The organism is Agathobaculum faecis, from assembly GCF_014287995.1.
Classification (GTDB): Bacteria; Bacillota; Clostridia; order Oscillospirales; family Butyricicoccaceae; genus Agathobaculum; species Agathobaculum ammoniilyticum.
The window spans coordinates 177,883-197,592 of the sequence record NZ_JACOPL010000005.1; the positions used below are offsets into that span (position 1 = coordinate 177,883).

The window sequence follows — 19,710 nt, forward strand, 5'->3', positions numbered from 1 at the left end:
TGCGGTTACATCAAAAAAGCACCGGAAAAGCTTGTTTCCGGTGCTTTTTGCCTGTCGGTGCAGAGGGAGAAAGGGATAGGCGCGCGGAACGACGAGAGGCCTTAAGCTGTCAGCAGCGCTCAATCAGCCAATGGAACAGGGGAAGGTGGTTCGCGCCCGCCACATCTTCGCAGAAGGGCGGCACCATGCGTTCGGGATGCCACTGCACGCCAAGGATAGGGGCGGTGGCGTGCATAAGCGCCTCGATGATGCCGTCGCTGGCACGCGCGGCGGTTTGGAGGCAGGGCGCGGGCTGATCGACCGCCTGGTGATGGTAACTGTTGACCGTGGGGGCCGGCCCCACGAGTGCAGAAAGCGCGCCGGTACAGCGGATGCCGTGGCAGCCGCCGCTGTGCGCGGGGATATCCTGATGCAGCGTGCCGCCGAGAAAGACGTTGATCACCTGGACGCCGCGGCAGATGCCGAGGATGGGCTTGCGGCGGCGGTAAAAGTCCTCGAAGAGTGCCCGCTCCTCCTTGTCACGCACCGGATCAACCGAAAGCGCGGCGTTTTGGACGCTTTGCCCGAAACAGGAGGGATGGATGTCACCGCCGCCGGCGAGCAACAGCCCGTCGCAGCGGGCGGCAAGGCAGGCGGATGGGCCACCTGTATACAATACGCCCGCCGCGCCAGCGCCGCCCAGACAGGCGCCGTACAGCGCGGATTGCTGTCGTGACATGGATAAATTGCCCATTACGCGGCTGCTGGAAATTAAAATCAGTGGATGTTGCACAGCTTTCTCCTCCTATGCCTTTTTTCGTTGACAGGGCAATATAGAATCATTATACTTAAATTGTATGGGAAAAATAAAAATGAAGTTAAGGGTATGTGAAACGGAGGAAGCGCATGGAGTTCAATGTGCTGTCGGTCGTACAGTTGGTAGGCGGCTTGGCGCTGTTTATTTACGGTATGACCACCATGGGAAAGGGTTTGGAGCGCGCGGCCGGCTCTAAGCTTGAAAAAACGCTGGAAAAAATGACCGGCAATGTGTTTAAGGCGCTGCTGATGGGGATGGTAGTCACCATGGTCATCCAGTCCTCTTCAGCGACGACGGTCATGGTGGTCGGCTTTGTAAACGCTGGCATAATGTCTTTGCGGCAGTCTGTCGGTGTTATTTTGGGCGCGAATATCGGTACCACGATCACCGCGCAGATTCTGCGGCTGGACAGCGGCGGCGAGATAGGCGGCAATCTGTTCATGCAGATGCTCAAGCCGAAAAACCTCGCCTTTCTGATTGTCCTGGCCGGTGTTATCATTATGATGCTCGCCAAAAAGCGCAGGACCCGTGATATCGCGGATATCTTTTCCGGATTCGGCATTCTGTTTATCGGTATGTCCACGATGGAAAGCGCGGTCGCGCCTCTGGCTGATCTGCCCCAGTTCGCACAGTTGTTCGCGACGATTGCAAACCCCGTGCTCGGCGTCCTGGTTGGCGCGGGCGTAACGGCGATCATCCAGTCCTCGTCCGCATCGGTCGGCATTTTGCAGGCGCTGTCCACAACGGGCGCGATCACCTATGCCGCCGCGATACCGATTATCCTAGGTCAGAACATCGGCACCTGCATCACGGCGTTCCTGTCGTCGATCGGCGGTTCCAAAAACGCCCGCCGAACCGCGATGGTGCATTTTTACTTCAACCTGATCGGCTCGATCGTGTTTTTGGTCGTCATTTATTCTATCCAGTACACGGTCGGCTTCTCGTTCTGGAATTCGGCGATCGATAAGGGCGGCATCGCCAATTTCCACACGCTGTTCAATGTCACCTGCACGATTCTGTTCCTGCCGTTTACCAAACTGCTGGTGCATCTGGCGGAATGGAGCGTTCCGTCGGGCGAGCAGCAGGAGGACCCACTGGCGCGTTTGGAGCCCCGCTTCCTGACGACACCGTCGCTGGCCCTGGAGCAGGCGCAGCGCTGCATTGCGGATATGGGCGATGCGGCCAAGCAGAACCTGCAGCTGGCCACCGAGCCGCTGTTTGACAAAAGCGCGCCGAACGAAAGCCTGTTCAGGGAGCATGAGAGCTTTTTGGACCGTGCCGAGGTAGAGGTCGCGCGGTATCTGACCAATATCCACAATATCCGTTCGGTCGACCAGCGGCGCCAGTTAGCGGAGATGATGCACTCGCTGTCCGATTTCGAAAAGATTGGGGACTACGCGCAGAATATCTTTGACCGCGCGGAGGAATTCCGGCAAAGCGATCTGTCGTTCTCGGAAACCGCGGCGCAGGAGCTGCATACCATGTGCCAAGCGGTCGGTGAGGCGCTTGACCTGACCGTTGAGGGGTATGTGACGCGGTCGGTTTCTATCGCGCGCACGGTCGAGCCGGTGGAAGAGGTCGTGGATACGCTCAAGGAGCGGCTGAAAAGCAACCACATTCAGCGCTTGGGGAATAATGAATGCACGATGCAGATCGGCATCCATTTCCTTGATATCGTGCATGATCTGGAAAAAATCAGCGACCATTGTTCGAATATTGCGATTTATACGATCCAGCTTGGCGAGGGCGCCGAGGAGTTCGATACGCATGAATACGCCAAGGAGGGCTACCGGTCCACGCCGCAATTCGCGGAAAAGCTGCGCTATTATCAGCAGAAATACCTGACGCAGATCCAGGCGGCACAGGAAAAGGCCTAAAGCAGTATATGAAAGCGCCGCGTTCGTTAGAACGCGGCGCTTTTGTCATTCCTCAGAGACGAATACCCCATATATGGCGGAAAAGAGCTTTCTGAAAATGTTCCCGATGCGGGCGAGTACACCCTCGTCGGCCTGCTCTTGGTTCGCGGCGGCGGTTCCTTCATCATCGTCGAGCGATATCTCATGGGTGCGCAGGATAAACTGAAGGCTGGCCGGCGTCGGGTTCTGGCTGCTGGTCACGGACTGAAGCTCGGCTTGCGCATCGATGTTGAGGACATTGGTATCCTCTTCCAGATCCTTTTCCGCGTCGTCCACCGCGCTGTGGATCGAATCGGTTGCTTTCTGTAGGCTGCTGGAGCTGTTGGAGCGCGCGGCCTTATCCAGAACGTCCAGCAGTCCGTCGATCGATGTTTGCAGGCTGGCGTCCGCCTGGCCGCGGACCGAGCGCAGGATGCCGTTGGCGGAGTCGAGCATGTCGTAGGAGGCGGACAGCGCTTTGGTAAGCGCAACCATCAGCTCCTCGCCCTTGTCCGCAGCGGAAACCGCCTCGGTCGTGATCTGCTGCAGGCAGGTGGACAGGGCGGGGATATCGGCCACAAGCTGATTGACACGCTCGAGCGAGGTGTTCATCAGATCGGCGAGCTTTTTCCCCTCCGCGGTGAAATCCTGCGGCAACCCCTCGTAATCATCCAGCACATCCGCGATATCCGCAAGGTTTTCCAGGATGCCGTCCGAGGAGGACAGCATGCTCTCCAAGCTGTCCGCGGCGTCCGACAGCGTGCTCAGCGTTTTTTTGGACGCTGCGATCGTTCCGGACAGGCCAGAGGGGAGGGCGGACAGCATATCGCCTAACGCGGCCGCTTCTTCGGGGGTGATGATGCCAGCGGAAACCAGATGCGCCAAATCGAGCTGGATCAGTGTGATGAGCGCGTCCTGGATATCCTCCAATGCGGAAAGGGAATTCCTGAGGGAACTCAGGTTGGAGGACAGGCGGCCCATATCGTTTTTTAGGTCGTCCACAGCGCTCCGCAGCTGGTCGATATAAAATCCGTCAATATCGGCGGCGTCGTCCAGGTCGTTGAACATATCCTCCAGGTTATCCAGGGATATCTTGACTTTGCGGAGCAATTCCTGATATTCGAGGATATCGGCGCCGGATTCCTCAAGCGTGCCGAGCATGCTGTTGACGGTAGCGTTGAGCGTGACCAGTATGGTTTTCATGGCGTTCAGCTCGGGAATCAGGGAGTCGGATTTGCCGGCAAGCGCTTCCAGCGCGTCAAGGGCCGCGTCGGTTTTGGGGTCAAGGGTGCCGCGGTCCGCGACAAGCTGCTTGCGCACCTCGTTGATGCCGGATACGCCGTGTGACAGCGTATTAAAGCCGCTCTGCATGCTCTGCAGCGTTTCCAGCATGCTGCTGAGCCCCTCATACAGGTTGTCGCCCGAGTCCCCGAGGCGGTCCTTGATATCCTTCATATCCGCGAGGATATCGAGCGAGGAAAGCGTGGCGGGCGCCAGGAAAAGCAGAAGCCCCATGCTTTCAAAGCTGTTTGAGCCGATCCGCACGGTAAAGGTGCTTTCCTCGCCTGGCAGGCCCATGAAAAAGACGATCTTGTAGGTTCCCATCGACTGCACCTGCGCGCCGGGCGCTTCGATCGAGAGTGCTTTGCTCATGTCGATGCCGGTGCCGCAAATGAGTGTCATATTGTTTTTGTAATACTCGCTTGCGGCTTCGTTCGGTACGGCGTGAATGGTCATTTCGATCAAACCGGACGCGCCCGCGCACGTTTCCGCTTCGACGGGTACGCCGTTAAGCTGATAGGATACATCGAAATTCCACGGAAGCTGTATAGGCTCCTCCCCGTTGGGGATGCATTCATAATAGAAGCGCTGCTGTCCGTCGTCCGCGATCTCCCAGGTGACCGAACCGTCGCTGAGCGCAGGCTCGTCATAGGTGGACATGTTATATACAGCGCTGTAATCGCCATAGTCGGTAAACGAGGTATGGCCGTTCAGGTTCACGCCCTTGACGATGCGGGTATCCTCGGGCATGCCATAGTAATCCAGGTTGATATAAACCGCCTCGTCGGTTTCCACGACAGGCGCGGCGGCAACCGCCGCCTGGGGCAGCAGGAGCGCTGGCAGAAGCGCGCAGGCGGTCAGGCGGCATAGCTTATTTGCGAACATGGTTGTTTTCCTCCTCTCGGTCGGCCTTATCCGGTGTATCCGCCGGCTTTTGCGGATGGAGCAGGCGCATGAGCCGGTTCCGGATGGCCTTATGTCGGGCGCGGCGGTTTTCGCGGATTTGTTCCTGCAGGCGCAGACGCTGCTCATGCAGCGCGCTGAGCGTGGGCAGCGTTAGCTTTTTGTCGCGAATGCGGTTCATCCTGGCGTGCTTTTTCTGCGCGTAATCCGGCTTTATGATCCAGCGGTCGAACAGCATCAGGCACATCGGCAGCAGGAACAGCACAAGGATCATGGAGATCAGCGCGCCGCGGCCGATCAGTTGCCCCAGGCCTGACACCGCCTCGACCGAGGTGAGGAAGAACAGGCCGTAGGCGACCGTCATGATAATCAGGCCGGAGGTCAGGATGGATTCCGCGCTAACCGTGACCGCGCGGATGGCAGCCTCCCGTTTATCGCCCTGCGAACGGGCGTCCAGATAGTTGCCGGTCAGCAGGATGGAATAATCGATTGTCGCGCCGAGCTGGATACAGCCGACGATAATAAAGCCGAGGTACATGGTGCGCTGTCCGTAGATGTAGGGCAGCGCGGTGTTGATGTAAATGGCGCATTCGATCGGGATCAGCACGACCAGCGGCAGCAGCAGCGCCTTATAGGTGATTGCCACCACCAGCGCGACGCCCAGCAGCGAGACGATGTTGACTCGGTTGTTATCCGGCACGATGATTTCCTTGATATCCTGTGTAGAGGGAGTTACGCCGACCAGATAGGTCTGCTCATCCGGATAATACCGGTCGATGACGGCGCGGATCTCATCCGCATATCGGAACGCCGCGTCGCTTTCGCCGGCGGAACGGACGTTGATGATTACGCGCGCCCAGTGCTCGGAGTGCAGGATGCCGGTGATGCTCTCCGGCAAAAAATCCTCCGGTATGCCGGAGGGCAGGACCGAAGCCAGGCCGAGAGAATATTTGACATAGGGCAGGCTGTCCAGTTCCTCGCTCATGGCCTTTTCCGTGACGTTGCTGTCCAGCGGGACCAGGGCGAGCATCATATTGCTCTGTCCGAATTCCGCGTTCATCCGTTGCTCAGCCTCATAGACCGGCGTGCCGGGGGAGTTGGCGACCGCCTCATTGCCATAGGTGAAATCGGCCATGCCCTGCGCGACATAGCAGGGGACGATCAGTACCATCACCACGATCAGGATCGGCTTGCGGACTTTGTACACAAACTCCCCGAAGCCGCGCCACTGCTTGGGGACGAACGGCCGGTGTTGGGTCTTCGCTACGATATTCTGGCTGCGCAGGATCAGCGCGGGCATCAGCAGCAGCACGGTGACAAGGCTCAGCGCGATGCCTTTTGCCAGCACCAGCCCCATATCCGGACCGATGCCGAAGTTCATCAGCACCATGGCGGCAAAGCCGACGATGGTTGTCGCGCCGGAGGCGCCGATCGAGGAAACGGCCGAGCGCAGCGCGTTGGCCATGGCCTGCTCGGGTTCGGCGCCGTTGGCCCGTTCCTCGGTGAACGCATGCAGTAGGAAAATGGAGTAGTCCATCGAACAGGCGAGCTGTAGGACCGCGCCCACCGCGTTGGATAGGAATGAGATCTCGCCGAATATGATGTTGGAGCCCATGTTGATGATAATGGCGATGCCAAGCACCGAAAGGAACAGCACAGGCTCAAACCAGGAGGTTGTGGTGAGCGTCAGGATCAGATAGATGATGATGACCGCAAGCACCATCACGCGCGCGACCTCCGCGTTGATCGTGGGGCCGAGGTTGGTGTCTGACACCGCTGAACCGGCCACCAGGCCGCGGTCCCCGACGATCTGCTCGATCTCCCGAACCGCCTTGTGCGTCCGGCTGGACGAATCCTTCTCCAAAAAGATGACGTCCATATAGGCCTTTCCGTCCTTGTAGTAATCCTCGATGTCCGTGTAGTCGATAAATGCGCTGGAACCGTAGATGTTGGTCTCCAGATCGCACCACATGACCATATCGACGCCCTCTACATCGGCGATGCGGTCCTTGACGTTTTTCGCCTCGTACAGCGTGACATCCTCCAGCATGACGCGCCCCATGCCGGGATAGGTGAATTCGTCCTCCATGATATCGAGCGCCTGCGCGGATGGACTGGAATCCGGCAGGTATTTTGTCAGGTCGTAGTTAACGCCGACCATTGGGATACAGATCAAACTGAAAATGATAAGTACGGTAAACACTTTTTCGATCAGCCTGCGGCTGTGAATGATCAGGTCAACAGGACTATGTCCCTTTCGTTTCACAAAGAAAAACACCATCTTTCTTGAAAATAGACATTGCGTACGATTTCTTTTCATGTTATAGTATAGTACATAAGGATAACATACACAATAATCAAATCTATTCATAATGAATGATAATAAACAAAATATATTTTAATGTATGTTATCTTTGGAGTAATGGACAGGAGGGAGTCCTGATGGAGGAGCGGGAGGACAAACGCATCAGGCGCACGAAAAAGCTGCTGCGGCAGGCATTGACAAGGCTGATGCAGCAAAAGGATTTTCAGAGCATCACCGTGACCGATGTGGTGCGGGAAGCGGATATCAACCGCGGAACGTTTTATGCGCATTATCGGGATGTTTACGATCTGCGTGAAAAAATAGAAAGCGAAATGATCGCGGACTTTCGCGGAATGATCGACGATATCCATTTGAACGGCGGCGGCTCCCTGCATCCGGTGCTCATGCGCGCGGTGGATTATCTGGAGGAGAATCGGGAGATTGTGACCACGCTGGTCCGTGTGAGCGGAGCGGAGGGGTTCAGCAAAAAGCTGATCCATGTGATTGAGGAATGCCGCATGGAGTCCGTGCCGTGCAGGGGCGTGGAGGATGTTTACGTCGCGCGCTTTATTGCGACCGGCGTGGTAGGGATGCTCGAACGGTGGGTCGCGGAATCGCAGCCGCTGCCGAAAAATGAGTTGATCGCGCTGATGGAACATATCCTTTCCCCCATGCTGCAGTCGGCCAGGGGATAAAAAACGCATGCTTTTCAGCATGCGTTTGATGGTTCATTCCATTGCAATACAAAATCCGCGAGCCGTTCGGTTGCATCCGGATGGGCGACCGCCTGCATGGTCTGGCGCACGGTCGCCAGACGGGCGGGGTTGCGGAACAGCTCGTACACGGCCTCGTCGATCGGGAAATGCTTGGTGATCTGCGCCGCCATCCCGTTGTTGACCAGGAACTCCACGTTGCGCTCCTCATGGCCGGGGATCGGGTCGACAAGCAGCATGGGCAGGTTTTTGGCAAGCGCCTCGGATACCGTCAGGCCGCCGGGCTTGGAAACGATGCAGTCCGCAGCGCTCATCATTACCTCTACGTTGTGGACAAAGCCGTATGGCTTGATCACACAGTCGCCCTGATAGCGGGAGGCGAACTGTTCAACCTGTAGAAACTGCTTTTTGTTGTTGCCGCAGACCACAAGAAGCTGCAGCGGGAAGCCGAGCGCGGTCAGCTTTTCCAGCGTTTTTACATGGTCGGCATAGCCCATGCTACCGCCCATGAGCAGGAGCGTGCGCTGCTGCGGGTCAATGCCGAGCTGCGCCGCAGCGTCCGCCCGCGACAGCTTTTGGTTGAATTTCGGATGCACCGGTATGCCGAACGGCAGGATACGGCGCTCGGGTATGCCGCGCTTGACGCAGCGGAAGGTGAGCAGTTCGCTTGCCGTTACAATATACTGTACATGCGGCACGTCTTCCCAGTAGGGATGCAGGGTGTAGTCGGTCACGATGCCGATGGTTTTGATATCGTCAAGCTTTTTTCGCTTTTTCAGCTCATCCACCATCTGCGCGGCGAAAACGTGCGTGCAGAGGATTACATCGGGCGCGTAGCCCGCAATCACCCTGGCGAACTTGGACGCCCCGAGGGCATTGATGATGTTGATAATGCTGGGGCCAGCGGTGAAATAGCCCGCGCCGCCGTTTTCCGCAAGCTGATAGACCAGACGGTACAGCGTCTGCATGTGCTTGGAGGAAAACAGGTAGCCCTTGTCAATGGTTGCCCTGATCAGGTTGCTGATGTAGGCGTAAACGTCCAGCGTATGCACATCGGCGCCCTTGCTGGTCAGCATGTCGCCCACGGCCTTTGCGGTCGCATGGTGTCCAAAGCCTGCTGTGACAGATAAAATCAATACTCTCATACCGGTACCTCTCCTTGTATAAGAGTTATTGTACATCAAAACAGGAAAAAAAGCAAATTACTGTATAAACGCCGCCTTATAGGCGTCCAGCACCCTGTGCTCCAACTCGTCGCGCAGCGCGTTGCCGACCGGATGCGCGATATCGCGGAAGCGCCCGTCCGGCATCCGGCGGGACGGCATGGCGAGGAACAGCCGGTCATGTCCGTCGATGATCTTGATGTCATGCACGGCGAACATATCGTCGAAAGTGACGGATACCAGCGCCTTCAGGCGGCCGTATTCTTCCACATGGCGGAATTTGATGTCTGTGATTTCCATAGTGTACTCCTTTTTTCTGATTGGTCGTTTTAATTTTGTCTGTTTGCCTATTTATATTTTGACAGGTTTGTACTATAATATACCTTGTCTGGCAAGAATAGCAGTACAGGCAAAGCCCTCTCGGCTGGAACCGCGGTTTCGCCCGAAGACTGAAGATTATAGCAGGAGGCTTAGGGGAATATGGCCCTTTCAATCAAGCCCTATATTGAAAATAAGGAAACCATCCATCTGATTGGCATTGGCGGCGTATCCATGAATTCGCTGGCCGAGCTGCTGCTGTCAAAAGGGGTGCCGGTCACCGGCTCGGACCGGCTGGGGACCGACGTTACCGCGCGCTTGAAGGCGCGGGGCGCAAAAATCAGCTATGAGCATAAGGCGGAAAATGTGCAGGGCGCTTCGCTCGTCGTCCGCACTGCCGCGGTACATGATGATAATCCGGAGGTCGTCCGCGCGCATGAGCTGGGCATACCGGTGATGGAACGCGCGGAGGCCTGGGGCCACCTGATGCGGGATTACGATAATGTGGTCTGCCTGGCCGGCACGCACGGCAAGACGACCTCGACCTCCATGATGGCGCTGATCACCATGGAGGCCGGCCTGGACCCGACGGTCATGGTCGGTAGCAACCTGCCCGCGATCGGCGGCACGCTGCGCATCGGCGGCAAGGGCTGCTTTGTGGCGGAAAGCTGCGAATACTGCAATTCCTTCCTCAAATTCGCGCCGACCGTCGCGGTGGTACTCAATGTGGAGGAGGACCACCTTGACTTTTTCAAGGATATCAATGATATCATCCACTCGTTCCGCGCGTTTGTCGAGCTGACGCCGATGAATGGGCTGGTGGTCGCCAACGGGGACGATCCCAACGCCATGCGGAGTGTCGCGGGACTGGACCGGCGTATCCGTACGTTCGGCATGGCGCCGGACGCGGACGTGCGCGCCGAAGACGTGCGGGATGTGAACGGATATTACCAGTTTACCGTCCTGATCGGCGGCAAGCCGTATGCACGGGTCAGGCTGTCCGTTCCCGGGCGGCACAATATGCTCAACGCCTTGGCGTGCTGCGCGGCGGCGGAGTTTTTGGGCGTATCGGGCGCGGCGGCGGAACGCGGACTGAACCAGTTCACCGGCTCGTCCCGCCGGTTCCAGTTGATTGGCAAAATGCCGTGCGGCGCGACTGTGGTGGACGACTACGCCCATCACCCCAATGAGATGAAAGCGACCCTGACGACCGCCAGAGAGATGCGGTTCGACCGTATCCTGTGCGCGTTCCAGCCGCATACCTATACCCGCACCAAGGCGCTGTTCCCTGAATTCGTGGAGGCGTTGAAGCTGTGCGACCAGGCCGTGCTTGCGCCGATCTACGCGGCGCGGGAGCAGAATACGGTCGGGGTGTACGCGAGCGACTTGGCGGAAGAAGTGCCGGGGGCGGTAGCCTTTGACAGCTTTGCGGAGATCGCGGCCTATCTGCGCCGCGAGGCAGGGCCGAACGACCTGGTGATTACCATGGGCGCGGGGAATATCAACGAGGTAGGCCCCATGTTGATCCGATAAAAACAGAAAAGCCGCAGGACGCGCTCCTGCGGCTTTTTTCTGTTACGGCTGTCCGCTGTAGGGAGGACGCGCGGGGATAAGCTGCCTGAGATATGCCACGCTCTGTTCCGCCCAATCCTCCTCCTGCGAAAGGGTCTGTTCCAGCGTGGGGCAGCACGCCATCCAGCTTTCCAGCACCGTGCTGAAATCGCGGGGCGCCTCCCGCTTCAGGTAGTCGAGTATTTTGGGGATGGGCTGACGCCCCTGCCCGGCGGGCATGCCCGTGATGGCCAGCCCGACGCTGGAATTGCTGCGCTGGATCGTGTAATCCTTGACATGGAAACAGACGCAGTACGGCGCCATATACTGCAATACCTCGTCGATCGGCTCCTCAGTGGAGAGCGAATTCGTGCTGTCCACGACCAGGCCGACGAGCGGATGGCCGATCTGCGCGATCATTTCGGCGTATTCGTGCGCGAGGAAACGGTCATGGTTCTCAATGCCGAGCGTCAGGCCGTGCCGCTCGAGACGGGGCAGGACGCCGCGCACGACGCGGACGGTTTCCTCCATCGGCGGCTCGTAGCCTGCGGCGTCCGTGATGCCGCGCAGCATGCTGACGCCCAGACGGGCGGATATATCGATATACCGTTCGAGCCGCGCGGGCGTCATGCCCTTCATGCCGGCCTCGAGCAGGATGCCGCGCTCCTGCGCATAGACGCGGATCTCGTCCAGGGTGGCGTCGCTGAAATCGTCAAACGGCAGATTGTGCGAATACTGCACGCAGCCCACGTCGAGCGCGACCGCCTTGTCAATCAGGCCGAGCGGCGTGAGCGGCTGCGCCGGCCGCTGCGCGGGATTGACGCCGGATAAAAACGGATAGGTAAAGGAACTGATGCCAAGCCAGGTCTGCGCCATAACAAGCCTCCTTTTTTATGAAAAACAATAAAAGCCGCGGCTATCTTCTTGCCTTTATTTTGCACGGGGAGAAAGTAATTGTCAACGATTTCTCGCAATTCAAAAAAACATCAGATTTTTGCTTGACAAAAATCACGAAATGGTGCATACTGAACATACAAAGAATTATGCAATTTGTATAATTTCGTAACAGTGAGGAGGGTGCGTTATGAATAACAACTTAATCATCACCATCGGCCGTGAATACGGCACAGGCGGCCGTGAAATCGGCCAGAAACTCGCGCTCCGCCTTGGCATTTCCTTTTATGACCGCGAGCTGATCACGCGGGCGGCCAAAAAGACCGGCTTTGATGAAAAGCTGTTTGAACAGTTGGATAAACGGGCGACAAACAGCTTCCTGTACTCGCTGACCATGTTCGGCTCGGTCGGGCTGAACGGCATGAGCCTGACCGACCAGCTTTATCTGGCACAGGCGAATGTGATCCGTGAGATTGCGGAGGACGCGCCCTGCGTGGTCGTCGGCCGCTGCGCCGACCATGTGCTGCGGGACTTCCCGAACAAGTTCGATTTCTTTATCCACGGCTCGATCGAGGATCGCATTAAGCGGATCCAGAGTTGCGGGGACTATGAGATCGAGGGCAAGACGCCGCAGGCGGCGTTGGAAAAAATGGATAAGCAGCGCTCTACCTATTACAACTACTATACCGGAAAGGTATGGGGCAAGTGTGACCATTACGATATGTGCATCAACGCCGGCCGGCTGGGTGTGGAGCATTCTGTGGATATTATTCTGGAGTATGTCAACCGGTTGAAAAAATAAGCTCGTTTCTTCATGGGGAATAGAGGAAAAGAGAGGGAGGAAAGGCCGTATCCATTCGGATACGGCCTTTCCTATAGCGCGGAACAAAACCGCTGCGCGAACGTCAGAACAGGTAAAAGGAGGGAATGACAATGAAGCGATTGCTCACAGGCGGGCTGGCTGCCATGCTGGTGATGCTGCTGCCGGGCTGCGGAGATCAGACAGCTGCCAAGCCGGTGATTTACCTCTATCCGGAGGAAGTCACGGAGGTACTGGCTCAGTTGGATTACAACGGTGAATTGACCGTCACCTATCCGGCGTATGAGGATGGCTGGGCTGTGACCGCCCATCCGGACGGCACGCTGGTCGATGCGGAAGGAAAGGAGTACTCGTACCTGTTCTGGGAGGGTTCCTCGGATACGGAATACGACTTTTCCGAAGGGTTCTGCGTAGCCGGGAAGGACACGGCGGCATTCCTGCAGGGGACGCTGGCGGAGATCGGTCTGACGCCGCGGGAGTACAATGAATTTATCGTGTACTGGCTGCCGAGGATGCAGGGGAATGCCTATAACCTGATCTCGTTCCAGTCCGACCGGTATACCGAGACGGCAAGGCTGACCATCGAACCGGAGCCGGACAGCGTGCTGCGCGTATTCATGGCCTGGAAGCCGCTGGAGGCGCCGCAGGAGATTACGCCGCAGACCTTTGCGCAATTTGAGCGGGATGGCTTCACTGTGGTCGAATGGGGCGGCTGCGAGCTGCCGTGAATGGCAAAAGCGCCGGTGCAATACGCACCGGCGCTTTTGCGTCATACCGTTTTGGCTTTACGCATCGTGCCGCTGACCGGCTTCCAGATCAGCAGCGAGATCGCGTAATCGATCATGGAATGCACAAACGAGCCCACGCCGACCAGCAGGACGATCAGCCGCAGCATCTCCTGCATCGGCATCGCCATGGCCGCATAAAACGGAATGACGATCAGCGCTTCACAGACGGCATGGACAACGCTTGTCCAGCAGCCGAGGCTGAGCAGCCGGAGACCACGGTTGGAGGTCGCCTGCCGGAAATCCAGAAGCTCTGGATGCCGCTGGAGGTAAATGGCGCCAAGGGCGACGAATATGATATGGGACAGCGCGCGCAGGACAATGGGAAGCGAAAAACCGCCGAGGAAAAAGCCGAGCGTCGTACCCAGCGCGACGGCTGCACCGACTGCGGGGGAGATGAACATGGCCAGAAAGACCGCGACATGGCTCGCCAAGGTAAAGCTCATGGGGTCGATGCGGATTTTAATGGGAGAAAACATGGGGATAATAATGCCGATCGCGCAGAGGACGCCGGCAAGCACCAGATGGTACAGACTTTTGCTTTTTGTCATGGTTGTTCTATTCCTTTCCGATCTTTTATCAACGGTCAAAAGTATACTGCAATGTGGAACATATGTCAAGACATATGTAAAATAAAATGCGTGCTTGCCGAAACGGCGCCGGATATGGTATAGTAAAGGCGAAAGGAAGATAGCATGATTTCCATTGACCGATTTGAAGAAATACTGGAGGCGCTGGCGGAGGAGCTGCCGGAGCAGTTTTATGAGGAGCTGAACGGCGGCATCTTGGTAGATACCGGACACCCGCTGCACCCAGCGGACGAGCATGGCGACCTGTATATCATGGGGGAATACCGTGTCGATCCAGCCATGGGGAAATATATCGTGATGTTTTACGGCTCATTCAGGCGGGTGTTCCGCGGCCTGGATGAAGCCGCGCTGACCGAGGAGATGCGCAAGGTGCTGCGGCATGAGTTCCGTCACCATGTGGAGGGGCGCGCGGGAGTGCGCGACTTGGAGGTCTTGGACGAAGCGCAGATCGCGGCCTATCGCGCGCAGAGCAGGGAGGAGGACGAAAAAGGGCAGGGCGCGTGAGCGCCCTGCCCTTTGTGCGTTCAAAGCGACGGCGGAAGCAGGCCGATACTACCGCTCCTCGGTGAGCAGAAAGCCCCCGTCCTTCAGCCCCCGCACGACGCGGCTGAGGGTTGCCTCGTCCGCGGCGCGTAGCGTATGCAGATGGATGCCTCCCGTCAGGTCGCAGAGCGGACGGGTGCCGGGGTTTTGTATTTTTTTGCAGAACGCGTCCGCGTCAAAGCGGGAGAAAATGTGCAGCGGCGCGCAGATCTGGCCATAAACCGGATGCTCGACGGTCACGTCGATCAGCGCGCCACCCAGATCGACGACCGTATACAGCTCTTCACGCAGGCGCTCGTCCCCATGATGGCAGACGACACGGCGTTCCGCGTAGACCGGCGCGGCGGGGTTTTCCAGGATGTAGCCGCGCGGCGTGGCGAGCACCGCCAGGCCGCCCGCGCGCAGCAGGGCCACGTCGCCCACGATGATCTGGCGGCTGACGCCGCACTGAGCGGCCAGCGCGGTTGCGGAAACCGGTCCGTCGGACTGCGCGAGCAGATGGGTGATTTTGATACGCCGTTCGGCAGCATTCATAGTCGTCACTTCCTTAACAACCCTATCATAGCAAAAGAAAAAGGACTATGCAAGCATAGCCCTTTTGAAAAAACACTTAGCCGAGAAGATAAACGTTTGCATATTGTACGCCAAGATCGTAAGCACGGTCATGGGAAGAAACAAATACGTCGATCTTGTTATTTTTGATTGCGCCGCCGGTATCCTCTGCGATAAACACGCCATAGCCCTCAATATAAACGCGGCTGCCCAGCGGAATGACCGAGGAATCCACCGCGATCGTGCGGCCCTCGGCCGCGATCGTACCGGAAGCGGTCTTGCCGCTCGAGGTGCCGTTGCAAACCGCGCACGGGCAGTAGAACGTCAGCTTGTAATTGCCCAGCGAGGTGGCGTTGCTCTTGATCGCGTCGCTGGCGAGCAGGGAGGACGAGTAGGCTACCGTCTTGGTCGAAACCGGCGCGGTCAGCAGGCTGTTGTACTCGGATTTCTCCGCAGCAGCCTTGGCTGCCGCGGCTTCCGCCTTGGCCTTTGCCTCCGCTTCCGCTTTTGCCTTGGCCGTTGCTTCGGCAAGGGACTGCTCGGCGGTCTTGATTTCGTCTGCGGTCAGGACCGTGCCGACCGAGGAATTGAGATTGGAAGAGAGTACCGCAACTGGCTGATCCAGAGCAGCAGCGCTGGCCGTTGCCATCGCGCTGACAGCGAGTGTCGCCGCGAGGAGTTTGGCCATATGCTTTCGCAGGGAAATAGACATTTGTGTTACACTCCTAAAAAATCGTCGTGAAAACCCGCAGGACTGCGGCTCGGTGTTACCGATTTGTTTTCAGGTTGTTACTGTTTTGTTTTCGATCTGTTTCCGATCTGTAACCTCATGATACTGCATTTTCGCGGATTTGTCAAAGCCTTTTTTTGAATTCTGTGCAAAATGACCAATACATTGCGTATAGAGCATATAAGTCTGTATAGTGTTCTAAAAAAATCAGCATATTTGACAAGAAGACCATAGGGATTGTGTATGTCCAAAGGGTTACAAACAAGATATACGGTACGGCGTCTTCCCCAAAATCCAATATGCAGGAAAGCGTTCTTTGCGGCGGGAAGCGTCTGCGCAAACCGGAACGGGCGGCAGGCCGCGGAAACGGCGGCGGGGACACGCGGGGATTGGTCAAATTTACGAAGATCTGCGGTATAAGCGGTGCGGGGCTGTGGATACTATAGGATATGGTAAGACGATGCGGATAAAAATTGCTTTACAGGCGTGCCGCACTATGGTATTCTAATAATAAGTGTTTGCGCTCCGCGTGGGGATGCGCCGCTTTTTCCGCGGCGAAACCGGACCGCGTCGTCACTGTTTTTTTGAGGTAAAGGCATCCAAAAACGGGATAACAGGGATGCCTTTTGAAAAGAACGGGCAGGAACCCGTGTCAACACAAAAGAAAAAAATCTGATGAAAAAAGGAAAGTGATATCGATATTATGAAAGAAAAACTGAAAATCATACCGCTGGGCGGCCTCAACGAGATCGGCAAGAACATGACCGTGATCGAATACGGGAACGATATCGTTGTGGTGGACTGCGGTGTCGCGTTTCCGGACGACGACATGCTGGGCGTGGATCTGGTCATACCGGATACGACCTACCTCAAGCGCAACCTGAACAAGCTGCGCGGCTATGTCATCACGCACGGTCATGAGGATCACATCGGCGCGATCCCATATGTGCTGCGCGAATGCAACGCGCCGATCTATGCGACTCGGCTGACCTGCGGCATCATCGAGACCAAGCTCTCCGAGCATAAGATGCCGCAGAAGGTGAAGCTCAACCATGTGCGGGCGGGCGATTCGATCAAACTCGGGTGCTTCAGGGTGGAATTCATTCATACCAATCACTCGATCGCGGATTCGGTCGCGCTGGCTATCACCACGCCGCTGGGGACGATCCTGCACACAGGCGACTTCAAGATCGACCTGACGCCGGTTTCTGGTGAGATGATCGACCTGGTGCGCATCGGCGAACTGGGGAAAAAGGGTATCCTGGCACTGATGAGCGATTCGACCAACGTCGAGCGGCCGGGCTATACGCCGAGTGAAAAGATCGTCGGCAAGTCGCTGGAGAAGTTTATCACGGAAAGTGACCAGCGTATCATCATCGCGACGTTCGCCTCCAATGTGTCCCGTTTGCAGCAGATACTCGACATTGCAGCCAAAGCAGGGCGCAAGGTCGCGGTCTGCGGGCGCAGCATGGAGAAGATATCCAAGGTTGCGACCGAACTGGGGTACCTGAAGGACTCCGGCAAGGTGATGATTGATATTGCCGAGATCAAGCGCTATCCGCGCAGCCGGTTGATTATCGTTTCGACCGGCTCGCAGGGCGAGACCATGTCCGCCCTGTACCGCATGGCATACGGCAGCCATAAGCAGGTCGAGGTCAACACAGGCGACCGTATCCTGATCGCTGCTTCCGCCATCCCGGGCAATGAGAAGTCGATCAACAATATGGTCAATGAGCTGTATAAGCAGGGTGCGGAGGTCATTTATGACCGTTCAGCCGCGATCCATGTTTCCGGCCATGCGTGCCAGGAGGACCTCAAGCTGATGCTGGGCCTGTGCAAGCCGAAGTACTTCATCCCCGTACACGGCGAATACCGCATGCTGATGCAGCATGCAGGGCTGGCGCGCGAAATGGGCGTCAACCCGAAGAACATCCTCATTACCGAGATCGGCCGGCCGGTCGAAATCAGCGAGAATTCCGCGCGTTTGGGCAATCCCGTGCCTGCAGGACGCCTGCTGGTGGACGGCCTTGGTATCGGCGACGTTGGCACGGCGGTGCTGCGCGACCGCAAGCATCTCTCTGAGGACGGCCTGCTGGTCGTCGTTGTGACGGTAGACGCAACAACGGGCGTGGTCATTGCAGGGCCGGATATCGTATCCCGCGGCTTTGTGTATGTAAAGGAAGCCGAGGATCTGATGGAGGAGCTGCGCAATATATCCCAGATGGCGCTCGACCGCTGCGCGGCGGAGAATCTGCGCGATTGGAACAGTCTCAAGTCCGCGATCAAGGGCGATGTGAGCGATTACCTGTTTAAAAAGACAAAGCGCAGCCCGATGGTGCTGCCGATTATTATGGAAATCTGACGCGGGAAAGCGGGGGGCGCTGGCAGCCCGTTTCCACGAAACAAAAAAACGACCGCTTAAAGCGGTCGTTTTTTCGTTTGCTTTCTATAGCCCGCGCGGAGGAAAGGCGCGGAAATGGCGATTGTCCGCCGATGGGCCGCTGTGATATAATAGCCGTGAAACACACATTAAATACATCAGTATACCATCAGCGGCACTTAGCGGCCGACTCAGGCAAAAAAAGTGCGGGCCGCTGTGGTATAATAGAAACAAAGCGGGCAAACCGAAAGGCCGCGTACGGAGGAGAATCGGATATGAAGAAATGGTATGACGAGGAGTATGCGTTTGAGATCGAGGTAACCGGATTCCTGCGCGGCGACCATACGGAGCGGTACTGCAGGAACGGCGAGGAGGTCGGGGACAAGTACACCTGCACCTATGGCTGCCCTGTAAACGGGCAGGGGCAGGGAATCTGTTCCAAAACCATGATGATGCTGTTCCCAATCATGGAGGCGGTCAGGAGCGGAGGCGATTTGGAGAATATCGGCGGTAGCGGCAGATATACCAAGGATATTGTGTGTCCGGACGGCTGCGTGCTGTTTCGGCTGACAGCGGAAAAGCTCGGGAATGAGAATTTCTTTAAGGGGAAGTTTTTTGACTGATCCGGGCGTTACAGCGACCGCAAAAGAGACAAGGAGGGACAAAGTATGAAAACGGAACGGGTATGGAAGATGTATTGGAGCGCGACGGGGACGACAAAAATCGTCGTATCCGCGATAGCGGACCGGCTCGCGGCAGAGCTGGGGCTTGCTGTGGAGACATATGATTTTACGCTGCCGGCGGCGCGGCGGACCGCGCCGGAGTTCGCGGCGGGGGACGTGGTCGTTTTCGGTACGCCCACCTATGCGGGGCGCGTGCCGAACGTACTGCTCAAATACCTGGAAACGGTAAAGGGCGGCGGCGCGGCGGCAATTCCGGTCGTGACATTCGGCAACCGCGCGTTTGACGACGCGCTGATCGAGTTGCGCGATATTTTGACGGATAACGGTTTCCGCCCGTTTGCGGGGGCGGCGTTCGTTGGGGAGCATTCCTTTTCGAAAACGCTGGCGGCGGGACGTCCGGATGTGGACGACCTGCTGCTTGCGGCGCAATTTGCCGGACAGGCGGCCGCGCGGCTGGCCGGGGTGGATGGGCAGACGCCTCCGGTCGAAGTGCCGGGCCGCGCGCGGGAGGCGCGTACCTATTACCAGCCGCGCGACCGCGCGGGCAATCCGGTGGACATCCGAAAGGTAAAGCCGCTGACCGGCGAAGCCTGCGACCAGTGCGGAATTTGCGCCGCGGTATGCCCGATGGGGTCGATCAATCCGGAAAACGTGCGGGAATACACGGGCATCTGCATTAAATGCGGCGCCTGCGTCAAAAAATGCCCGCAGGGCGCGAAATATTATGACGACGCCGGTTACTTATACCATAAGACCGAGTTGGAGGAGGGCTACAAACGCCGCGCGGAGGTCAGGCTGTTTTTCTAAA

18 protein-coding genes are annotated in these 19,710 nt (G+C 57.3%); 9 read left to right on the top strand and 9 right to left on the bottom strand.

Annotated features, from left to right (window positions below):
• Window positions 1–109: 109 nt before the first annotated feature.
• Window positions 110–772 carry a gamma-glutamyl-gamma-aminobutyrate hydrolase family protein gene (locus tag H8S45_RS07085; RefSeq protein WP_107631939.1) on the bottom strand — a complete coding sequence of 221 codons (663 nt, stop codon included), beginning with the start codon at window positions 770–772 and terminating at the stop codon, window positions 110–112.
• A gap of 113 nt (window positions 773–885) precedes the next feature.
• Here H8S45_RS07085 and H8S45_RS07090 point away from each other — a divergent pair, with 113 nt between their 5' ends.
• Window positions 886–2,673, top strand: coding sequence for a Na/Pi cotransporter family protein (locus H8S45_RS07090; protein ID WP_054327586.1), 1,788 nt, complete (start codon window positions 886–888; stop codon window positions 2,671–2,673).
• A 45-nt stretch (window positions 2,674–2,718) separates the two neighbouring features.
• Here H8S45_RS07090 and H8S45_RS07095 read toward each other — a convergent pair whose 3' ends face one another.
• Both H8S45_RS07095 and H8S45_RS07100 read right to left on the bottom strand, forming a co-directional pair.
• A complete protein-coding gene (locus tag H8S45_RS07095) occupies window positions 2,719–4,857 on the bottom strand; it encodes a hypothetical protein (protein WP_107631940.1) in 2,139 nt (712 codons plus the stop codon).
• On the bottom strand, window positions 4,844–7,141 hold the full coding sequence (locus H8S45_RS07100) for an efflux RND transporter permease subunit (RefSeq protein WP_242977949.1): 2,298 nt from the start codon (window positions 7,139–7,141) through the stop codon (window positions 4,844–4,846). Before H8S45_RS07100 ends, H8S45_RS07095 begins: the two co-directional genes overlap by 14 nt.
• 176 nt (window positions 7,142–7,317) lie before the next feature.
• Between H8S45_RS07100 and H8S45_RS07105 the strand changes: the two genes are divergently transcribed.
• Window positions 7,318–7,875 (top strand): TetR/AcrR family transcriptional regulator, encoded by a 558-nt coding sequence (locus tag H8S45_RS07105; RefSeq protein WP_054327580.1) that lies wholly within the window; start codon window positions 7,318–7,320, stop codon window positions 7,873–7,875.
• Window positions 7,876–7,889: 14 nt separating this feature from the next.
• On the opposite strand, the gene H8S45_RS07110 is transcribed toward H8S45_RS07105, so the two are convergent.
• Window positions 7,890–9,038, bottom strand: coding sequence for an MGDG synthase family glycosyltransferase (locus H8S45_RS07110; RefSeq protein WP_054327579.1), 1,149 nt, complete (start codon window positions 9,036–9,038; stop codon window positions 7,890–7,892).
• A 57-nt stretch (window positions 9,039–9,095) separates the two neighbouring features.
• Window positions 9,096–9,356 (bottom strand): septation regulator SpoVG, encoded by a 261-nt coding sequence (spoVG, locus tag H8S45_RS07115; protein WP_054327578.1) that lies wholly within the window; start codon window positions 9,354–9,356, stop codon window positions 9,096–9,098.
• A 180-nt stretch (window positions 9,357–9,536) separates the two neighbouring features.
• On the opposite strand from spoVG, the gene murC reads away from it, so the two are divergent.
• The gene (gene murC / locus H8S45_RS07120) at window positions 9,537–10,907 is read left to right on the top strand and encodes a UDP-N-acetylmuramate--L-alanine ligase (protein WP_054327577.1); all 1,371 of its coding nucleotides are present in this window, start codon (window positions 9,537–9,539) and stop codon (window positions 10,905–10,907) included.
• A gap of 42 nt (window positions 10,908–10,949) precedes the next feature.
• Here the strand turns inward: murC and H8S45_RS07125 are convergent, their stop codons facing one another.
• A complete protein-coding gene (locus tag H8S45_RS07125) occupies window positions 10,950–11,801 on the bottom strand; it encodes a sugar phosphate isomerase/epimerase family protein (protein ID WP_186949855.1) in 852 nt (283 codons plus the stop codon).
• Window positions 11,802–12,009: 208 nt separating this feature from the next.
• Here H8S45_RS07125 and H8S45_RS07130 point away from each other — a divergent pair, with 208 nt between their 5' ends.
• A complete protein-coding gene (locus H8S45_RS07130) occupies window positions 12,010–12,621 on the top strand; it encodes a cytidylate kinase-like family protein (RefSeq protein WP_107631943.1) in 612 nt (203 codons plus the stop codon).
• A 131-nt stretch (window positions 12,622–12,752) separates the two neighbouring features.
• Window positions 12,753–13,367: a hypothetical protein gene (locus H8S45_RS16250; protein ID WP_054327574.1), complete on the top strand. Its 615-nt coding sequence runs from the start codon at window positions 12,753–12,755 to the stop codon at window positions 13,365–13,367.
• Between the two features lie 41 nt (window positions 13,368–13,408).
• Here the strand turns inward: H8S45_RS16250 and H8S45_RS07140 are convergent, their stop codons facing one another.
• Window positions 13,409–13,975, bottom strand: a complete 567-nt coding sequence (locus tag H8S45_RS07140; RefSeq protein ID WP_054327573.1) for a hypothetical protein — start codon at window positions 13,973–13,975, stop codon at window positions 13,409–13,411.
• Window positions 13,976–14,119: 144 nt separating this feature from the next.
• On the opposite strand from H8S45_RS07140, the gene H8S45_RS07145 reads away from it, so the two are divergent.
• Window positions 14,120–14,518, top strand: a complete 399-nt coding sequence (locus H8S45_RS07145; protein WP_054327572.1) for a metallopeptidase family protein — start codon at window positions 14,120–14,122, stop codon at window positions 14,516–14,518.
• Window positions 14,519–14,566: 48 nt separating this feature from the next.
• Here H8S45_RS07145 and H8S45_RS07150 read toward each other — a convergent pair whose 3' ends face one another.
• Together H8S45_RS07150 and H8S45_RS07155 are read right to left on the bottom strand one after the other, a co-directional pair.
• Window positions 14,567–15,091, bottom strand: a complete 525-nt coding sequence (locus tag H8S45_RS07150) for a transcription repressor NadR (RefSeq protein WP_147574300.1) — start codon at window positions 15,089–15,091, stop codon at window positions 14,567–14,569.
• Window positions 15,092–15,167: 76 nt separating this feature from the next.
• On the bottom strand, window positions 15,168–15,821 hold the full coding sequence (locus H8S45_RS07155; protein ID WP_054327571.1) for a 3D domain-containing protein: 654 nt from the start codon (window positions 15,819–15,821) through the stop codon (window positions 15,168–15,170).
• Window positions 15,822–16,542: 721 nt separating this feature from the next.
• Between H8S45_RS07155 and H8S45_RS07160 the strand changes: the two genes are divergently transcribed.
• The 3 genes from H8S45_RS07160 to H8S45_RS07170 all read left to right on the top strand — a co-directional run bounded on the left by H8S45_RS07160 (window position 16,543) and on the right by H8S45_RS07170 (window position 19,709).
• Window positions 16,543–18,201: a ribonuclease J gene (locus H8S45_RS07160; RefSeq protein WP_054327569.1), complete on the top strand. Its 1,659-nt coding sequence runs from the start codon at window positions 16,543–16,545 to the stop codon at window positions 18,199–18,201.
• Window positions 18,202–18,494: 293 nt separating this feature from the next.
• Window positions 18,495–18,842 (top strand): TIGR04076 family protein, encoded by a 348-nt coding sequence (locus H8S45_RS07165; RefSeq protein WP_054327568.1) that lies wholly within the window; start codon window positions 18,495–18,497, stop codon window positions 18,840–18,842.
• Between the two features lie 45 nt (window positions 18,843–18,887).
• A complete protein-coding gene (locus H8S45_RS07170) occupies window positions 18,888–19,709 on the top strand; it encodes a 4Fe-4S dicluster domain-containing protein (protein ID WP_054327567.1) in 822 nt (273 codons plus the stop codon).
• The last annotated feature ends 1 nt before the right edge of the window (window position 19,710 follow it).

Coding starts and splice junctions, on each gene's coding strand:
- H8S45_RS16250 (WP_054327574.1), top strand. CDS start 12,753: ATGAAGCGATTGCTCACAGGCGGGCTGGCTGCCATGCTGGTGATGCTG.
- H8S45_RS07165 (WP_054327568.1), top strand. CDS start 18,495: ATGAAGAAATGGTATGACGAGGAGTATGCGTTTGAGATCGAGGTAACC.
- H8S45_RS07125 (WP_186949855.1), bottom strand. CDS start 11,801: ATGGCGCAGACCTGGCTTGGCATCAGTTCCTTTACCTATCCGTTTTTA.
- H8S45_RS07090 (WP_054327586.1), top strand. CDS start 886: ATGGAGTTCAATGTGCTGTCGGTCGTACAGTTGGTAGGCGGCTTGGCG.
- H8S45_RS07140 (WP_054327573.1), bottom strand. CDS start 13,975: ATGACAAAAAGCAAAAGTCTGTACCATCTGGTGCTTGCCGGCGTCCTC.
- H8S45_RS07155 (WP_054327571.1), bottom strand. CDS start 15,821: ATGTCTATTTCCCTGCGAAAGCATATGGCCAAACTCCTCGCGGCGACA.
- H8S45_RS07130 (WP_107631943.1), top strand. CDS start 12,010: ATGAATAACAACTTAATCATCACCATCGGCCGTGAATACGGCACAGGC.
- murC (WP_054327577.1), top strand. CDS start 9,537: ATGGCCCTTTCAATCAAGCCCTATATTGAAAATAAGGAAACCATCCAT.
- H8S45_RS07150 (WP_147574300.1), bottom strand. CDS start 15,091: ATGAATGCTGCCGAACGGCGTATCAAAATCACCCATCTGCTCGCGCAG.
- H8S45_RS07170 (WP_054327567.1), top strand. CDS start 18,888: ATGAAAACGGAACGGGTATGGAAGATGTATTGGAGCGCGACGGGGACG.
- H8S45_RS07145 (WP_054327572.1), top strand. CDS start 14,120: ATGATTTCCATTGACCGATTTGAAGAAATACTGGAGGCGCTGGCGGAG.
- H8S45_RS07105 (WP_054327580.1), top strand. CDS start 7,318: ATGGAGGAGCGGGAGGACAAACGCATCAGGCGCACGAAAAAGCTGCTG.
- spoVG (WP_054327578.1), bottom strand. CDS start 9,356: ATGGAAATCACAGACATCAAATTCCGCCATGTGGAAGAATACGGCCGC.
- H8S45_RS07095 (WP_107631940.1), bottom strand. CDS start 4,857: ATGTTCGCAAATAAGCTATGCCGCCTGACCGCCTGCGCGCTTCTGCCA.
- H8S45_RS07160 (WP_054327569.1), top strand. CDS start 16,543: ATGAAAGAAAAACTGAAAATCATACCGCTGGGCGGCCTCAACGAGATC.
- H8S45_RS07110 (WP_054327579.1), bottom strand. CDS start 9,038: ATGAGAGTATTGATTTTATCTGTCACAGCAGGCTTTGGACACCATGCG.